Origin of the sequence: Nocardia acididurans (genome assembly GCF_016741815.1) — a bacterium.
In the GTDB taxonomy this organism is placed as follows: Bacteria; Actinomycetota; Actinomycetes; order Mycobacteriales; family Mycobacteriaceae; genus Nocardia; species Nocardia acididurans.
This window is the reverse complement of sequence record NZ_JAERRJ010000035.1, coordinates 1-6,017: the sequence shown is the minus strand read 5'-3', so window position 1 is coordinate 6,017 and position 6,017 is coordinate 1. Positions and strand designations below refer to the sequence as shown.

The 6,017-nt window shown below is 69.7% G+C and carries 7 protein-coding genes; all 7 read left to right on the top strand.

All coding sequences use genetic code 11. The features are described from left to right. On the top strand, positions 1-217 hold a 217-nt coding region (locus JK358_RS38615; RefSeq protein ID WP_201958819.1), incomplete at its 5' end, for a hypothetical protein. 114 nt (positions 218-331) lie between these two features. Beyond that, on the top strand, positions 332-1,330 hold the full coding sequence (locus JK358_RS38610) for a methylenetetrahydrofolate reductase (RefSeq protein WP_201958818.1): 999 nt from the start codon (positions 332-334) through the stop codon (positions 1,328-1,330). Positions 1,331-1,385: 55 nt separating this feature from the next. Then, positions 1,386-2,450 (top strand): ABC transporter substrate-binding protein, encoded by a 1,065-nt coding sequence (locus JK358_RS38605; RefSeq protein WP_201958816.1) that lies wholly within the window; start codon positions 1,386-1,388, stop codon positions 2,448-2,450. A 96-nt stretch (positions 2,451-2,546) separates the two neighbouring features. Further along, positions 2,547-3,575, top strand: a complete 1,029-nt coding sequence (locus JK358_RS38600) for a FecCD family ABC transporter permease (protein ID WP_307817932.1) — start codon at positions 2,547-2,549, stop codon at positions 3,573-3,575. Next, positions 3,572-4,333, top strand: a complete 762-nt coding sequence (locus tag JK358_RS38595; protein ID WP_201958814.1) for an ABC transporter ATP-binding protein — start codon at positions 3,572-3,574, stop codon at positions 4,331-4,333. The genes JK358_RS38600 and JK358_RS38595 overlap by 4 nt, the downstream gene beginning before the upstream one ends. Before the next feature lie 110 nt (positions 4,334-4,443). Further along, positions 4,444-5,658, top strand: coding sequence for a helix-turn-helix domain-containing protein (locus tag JK358_RS38590; RefSeq protein ID WP_201958812.1), 1,215 nt, complete (start codon positions 4,444-4,446; stop codon positions 5,656-5,658). A gap of 77 nt (positions 5,659-5,735) precedes the next feature. Continuing rightward, positions 5,736-6,017: aldehyde dehydrogenase family protein (locus JK358_RS38585; RefSeq protein WP_201958810.1), on the top strand; the 282-nt coding region annotated here is incomplete at its 3' end.

The following is a 6,017-nucleotide window of genomic DNA, read 5'->3' as shown; positions in this document are numbered from 1 at the left end:
GGGCTTCGATCTCGGCGTCGGGCCGGGCGTCTACGACATCCACTCGCCGCGCGTGCCCGGCACCGAGGAGATCGAGACCTCCCTCGCGGCGGCACTGAAAGCCGTTCCGGCCGAGCGGCTCTGGGTCAACCCGGACTGCGGCCTGAAGACTCGCCACACCGAGGAGGTCGTCGCCTCGCTGCGCAACCTCGTCGCCGCCGCGCAAGCGCTGCGCTGATCGGCCGCCGGGTGCGTCACGGCGTGGCGCACCCGGCATTCCGCGACCGCCGCTGCTCGGCGCGACCCGCACGGGACGCGCATCCCCATAACCCATCAGACCTACGAGGTAGACATGCATTCCGAACCCGCACGGGGACAGGCGTTCTCGCTGAACAACCGGAGGTCTCCGGCACACGCCCGGGTGCCGTCGGTCGTGCAGAGCCTGCACACGCACGCCGTCTCGCAGGTGCCGTTCTCGGTCGAGTTCAATCCGCCGCGCGATGCCGCCGGGGAGGCGCGGCTGTGGCGGACGGTGCGCGAATTCGAGCGCATGCATCCGGCTTTCATCTCGATGACCTATGGCGCGGGCGGATCCACCAAGGATCGGACCGCCCGGATCACCGGACAGCTCGCGCAGCAGACCACGCTGCTGCCCGTCGCGCATCTCACCGCGGTGGGGCACAGCATCGCCGAACTTCGCGCGTTGGTCGGCTCCTACGCCGACTGCGGCATCCGCAATATCCTGGTGCTGCGCGGAGATCCGCCCGGCGATCCACTGGGGGAGTGGCACAAGCATCCAGACGGCGTGGAGTACGCCGAGGAACTGGTGCGCATGGTGCGGGATCTCGGCGATTTCAATGTCGGCGTGGCTTCTTTCCCGCAGGGGCATCACCGGTCACCCGACCTGGCCACCGACACCGCGCATCTGATCGCGAAACTGCGTGCCGGAGCGGACTATTCGATTACGCAGATGTTCTTCGACGTCGAACACTATCTGCGCCTGCGGGATCGCGCGCTGGCCGCCGACCCGGTCGAGGGGGCGAAGCCGATCATCCCGGAGCTCATGCCGATCACCTCGCTGCGCACGGTCGCGCGAGCCGAGGAACTCAGCGGCAGGGCGCTGCCGCCGCGCATCCTGGAGCGGTTGCACCGGGCCGCGGGCAATGGTCCCGAGGAGGACCGTGCCGCGGTCCGCGCGGAGGGCATCGAGATCGCCACCGAGATGGCGCAGCGGCTCATCGACGAGGGCGCGCCGGGCATGCATTTCATCACCCTCAACTTCGCGAAGGCGACCCGGGAGGTGCTGAACAACCTCGGCTACCACGTCACCGCGGCGCCGCTGAGCGCCTAGCCCGCGCATATCACGCTGGAAGTTCACCACTACCCGGATTGGTACGGTTCACCCTATGAAGAAGACGCGATCTCTGCGGATAGTGTCCGCGTTCGGGCTGGTTGGCTGCCTTGTTGCCGGACTCGTCGGCTGCGGCACCTCCTCCGACGCGAGCGATACCGGCAACGGTGGCGCAGCCGATCGCGCCGGGCGCACCGGCTACCCGTTCACTCTCGACAACTGCGGTGTGCAGGTGACATTCGACAAGGCCCCCGCCCGGGCGGTCTCGCTGTATCAGGCCTCCACCGAGATCCTGCTGTCGCTGGGCCTGGCCGATCGCATGGTCGGCACCTCGACCTGGTTCGATCCGGTGCTGCCGAATCTGACCGCCGACAATGCGAAGGTGCCCCGGCTCGCCGACAACGATCCGTCGCTGGAGGCAGTGCTCGCCAAGGAACCCGATCTGGTGACCTCGGCCAGCGCGCACACCTTCACCCCCGCCGTGGTCGCCGAACGCTCCCGGTTCGCGCAGCTCGGCATTCCCACCTATCAGTCGCCGTCAGTGTGCACCGGCGCGATCGTGGAGGGCGAAACCGTCACCCGCACAGCGCCGCTCGGCATCGACACGCTGTTCCAGGAGATCACCGAGCTGGCCCGCATCTTCGACGTGCAGGAGCGCGGCGCGCAACTGGTCGATCAGCTGCGCGGGCGGTTGCAGGCCGCGACCGCGCAGGCGCAGCAGGCGCGCACCGGGGCCGAACCCACCGTCGCCTTCTGGTTCTCCGGCGTCAAAACCCCCTACCTGGCCGGATGCTGTTCCGCCCCAGGGCTGTACGCCCGCGAGGTCGGCGCCCGCAATGTCTTCGCCGACCAGCGCGAGGACTGGCCCGAGATCAGCTGGGAGGCGGTGGTCGCCGCCGATCCCGAGGTCCTGGTGCTCGCCGACCTGAGCCGCAAACGCATCGAAGGCGACGCCCTCGCCACCAAAATCGAATTCCTGGAATCGAATCCGGCCACCAACCGGATGCGCGCTGTCCAGAACAAGCGCTATGTCGTCATGACCGGCTCGGAACTGGATCCGGGTATCCGCGAGATCGACGCCATCGAGAAGCTGGCCGCCGGACTCGCGGGAGCGCGGTGACCGTTTCCGAACTCGCGGGCGCGCGGTCTGTCCCACCCGGCGTGCCCGGGGCACGGTGGCGCGCGGGCAGGGGGGCCGGATCGACAGGGGGGCCGAGTGCCCGATCTCACTAGCCGTCGTGCCCTCTCGCTCGCGCTGAGTTGCGCGGTGCTGCTGATTGTTTCGATCTCGGTGACAGTATCGATCGGACCGGCGAACGTCTCGTTGCGCGACGTCTACGGGATCATCGGCCAGCACCTCGGATTCGGGACGTCGACGGCGGGGCGGCTGGCCGACGGTATCGTCTGGCAGCTGCGGCTGCCGCGCGCCCTGCTGGCGGCACTGTGCGGCGCGGGGCTCGCGCTGTGCGGGGCGATGCTGCAATCGCTGCTGCGCAATCCGCTCGCCGATCCGTTCGTGCTCGGGGTGTCCTCGGGCGCGTCCACGGGTGCGGTGGCCGTGGCGGTGCTGGGGGTGGGCGCGGGAACGCTGACCCTCTCGAGTGGTGCTTTCCTCGGCGCGGTGCTCTCCTTCGCGCTCATGCTGGCACTGGCCTACGTCGCCGGGGGCACACCGGATCGGGTGATTCTCGCGGGTGTGGCCTGCACGCAATTGTTCTCGGCGCTGACGTCGCTGATCGTGCTGTGGTCGGCCAATGCCGAGCAGACCCGCGGAGTGCTGTTCTGGTTGCTCGGATCGCTCTCGGGGGCGACGTGGAGTGATGTCGCCATCGCGACGACGGTGTTCGGCGTCGGAGCTCTCGTATGTCTCTGGTACGCAACGACATTGGATGCCTTCGCCTTCGGCCCGGAGGCGGCGGCCGCGCTCGGCGTCGCGGTGGGCCGGACCCGGATCGTGCTGCTGCTGGTGACCGCTGTGGTGACGGCGGCGCTGGTGAGCGCTGCCGGGGCCATCGGTTTCGTCGGGCTGGTACTGCCGCACGTCGCCCGCTTCCTGGTCGGTCCCCGCCACACCCGGCTGCTGCCGGTGACCGTACTCATGGGCGCGGTGTTCATGGTGTGGGCGGATACTTTGGCGCGCAGTGCCTTCGGCGCTCGCGAGGTGCCCGTCGGCGTGGTCACGGCGCTGCTCGGCGTCCCCGCGTTCGCCATTCTGCTGGCCCGTCGGCGGAAGCAGCTCGCATGACACTGCGCGCACTCGATCTCACCTGGACTCGTTCGGGCCGAATGGTTCTCGACGGCGTCACCCTCGATCCGGAACCGGGTTCGACGGTGGGCCTGCTCGGCCCCAACGGCTCGGGCAAATCCTCGCTGCTGCGGCTGATGGCCGGGCTCGACCGCGCCGACTCCGGGCAGGTCCTGCTCGATCAGGCCGCACTGCACACGATTCGGCGCAGACAGCTCGCCCGCCGTATCGCGCTGGTCGGCCAGCACGCCGACACCGAACTCGATCTCACCGTGCACGATGTCGTGCGCCTGGGCCGGATTCCGCATCGCGGCCCCTTCGGCGGCGATCCGGCCCTGGACACCGCGGCCATCGACCAGGCGCTGAAGGTGGCGGGTCTGGTCGACAAGGCCGCCGACCGCTGGCACACCCTCTCCGGCGGTGAACGCCAGCGCACCCTCATCGCGAGCGCCCTGGCCCAGGAACCCCGCGAACTGCTGCTCGACGAACCCACCAACCACCTCGACATCGCGCACCAGCTGGAGATCCTCACCCTGGTCCGCGCGCTGCCGGTCACCGCGATCCTGGCCCTGCACGACCTCAACCTCGCCGCCATGTTCTGCGATGTCCTGGTCGTCCTCGACCGTGGCCGGGTGGTGGTGACCGGCTCGCCCGCGCAGGTGCTCACCGAGGACCTCATCGCGGAGGTCTACCGGGTGCGCTGCCGGGTCACGGTCACCGACGAGGGCGACACCTCGGTGCGGTTCCTGCGCGAGTGAGCGGGTCGGGGGCGGACGCGGCGGCGACGCACGTTCTCGTGCCGCTGGATCTCGGACGGCGGTGCCGCCGAACGCGACCGGAAACGATGCGCGGCACGTAGTGTCGGAACATGGCACACGACACGCTCTCGCAGCGGCGTGCCGTTCTGGAGGACGAGTGGGCGCGCTGGGTGAGCCGCTCGTCGTCCGGCACCAGGCACGGCGCCCCTCCGGCGGTTCGTGACGAGGTCGCCGACTCGTGGCTGCGGTCCGCGCGCACCGTCGACCCCCGGCAGGAGTGCGCGCCCGACTCCGGAGACGTCTCGGCGCGGTGGGCGGAATCGCCCCTGCGCGAGCCGGTGACCGCGCTGGCGACCCAGATCCGCGATATCGCCGAGGACGCCGGCTTCATCGGGGCGGTCACCGACGAGACCGGCACCATCCTGTGGTCGTGCGGCGGGCAGGTGATGCGGCGGCGGGCCGAACGGGTGAACTTCGCACCCGGCGGGCGCTGGGACGAGGCGCACATGGGCACCAACGCGCTATCACTGGCCCTGGCGACGGGGAACGCCAGCACGGTGTTCTCGGCCGAACATCTGGTGGCCGCGCTGCACGGGTGGGTGTGCTACTGCGCGCCGATCCGGGACGCCGACGGGCGCGAACTCGGGGTGCTGGATCTGTCCTCCACCTGGGATCGCTCCCATCCGCTGGGGCTGTCGATGGTGCGAAGTCTGGTGTGCGCCATCGAATCCCGCATGCACGGTGCCGCGTCGAGCGGGCAGGTCGCGCCGCGACTGAGCTGCCTGGGCGCCGCGCGGCTGACCCGCCACGGCGAGCCGGTGCGGCTGCGCCGCCGCCACCTCGAGATCCTCACCCTGCTGGCGCTGCAACCACAGGGGTTGACGCCCGAGCGGCTGCAATACGCCATCTACGGGGAGCGGCCGGTCACGACGAGCACCCTCAAAGCCGATGTGTCGCAGCTGCGGAAGGCGACCGGCGGCGAGATCGGCAACCGGGTCTATCGGCTGCTGAGCCCGCTGTCCTGTGATGCCACGGAAGTGTTGTCCGCCTTGCGATCCGGTGACGTCGCCACCGCGGTGCGGTTGTATCGCGGGCCGCTGCTGCCGGACTCGGAGACGCCCGGCATCGTGGAGTGGCGGCATCATCTCGAGGTGGCGGTGCGGACGGCGGTGCTGTCGAGCGCCGATCCCGAGCTGGCGCTGCAGTACGGGATGCGCGCGCCCGACGATCTCGAAATCCATGAGCACGCACTGCGTTTACTCTCCGCCACCGACCCGCGCAGGGGAGTGGCGAGCGCCCGCGTGCACACCGCGCTGCGCCGGTAGCGGGGCCCAACCTTTCCCCAACCCGGGCGAAACATGGTGACTCACGTCACCTCGAGACTTTCGCATGGGAGCGAGAAATGATCTACGCCAAGCCCGGCGCCGACGGCAGCGTCGTGAACTACGCCGCCCGCTACGACAACTTCATCGGCGGAGACTGGGTCGCGCCCGTGGAGGGCCGGTACTTCGCGAATCCCTCACCGGTGGACGGCGAAAACTTCTGTGAGATAGCGCGTTCCGGCGCCGCCGACATCGACCTGGCGCTCGACGCCGCGCATCGGGCCGCGGAGTCGTGGGGTGCGACCTCGGTGACCGAGCGTGCCAATATCCTCAACAGGATCGCGGACCGGATCGAGGAGAAT

Coding starts and splice junctions, on each gene's coding strand:
- JK358_RS38610 (WP_201958818.1), top strand. CDS start 332: ATGCATTCCGAACCCGCACGGGGACAGGCGTTCTCGCTGAACAACCGG.
- JK358_RS38605 (WP_201958816.1), top strand. CDS start 1,386: ATGAAGAAGACGCGATCTCTGCGGATAGTGTCCGCGTTCGGGCTGGTT.
- JK358_RS38595 (WP_201958814.1), top strand. CDS start 3,572: ATGACACTGCGCGCACTCGATCTCACCTGGACTCGTTCGGGCCGAATG.
- JK358_RS38590 (WP_201958812.1), top strand. CDS start 4,444: ATGGCACACGACACGCTCTCGCAGCGGCGTGCCGTTCTGGAGGACGAG.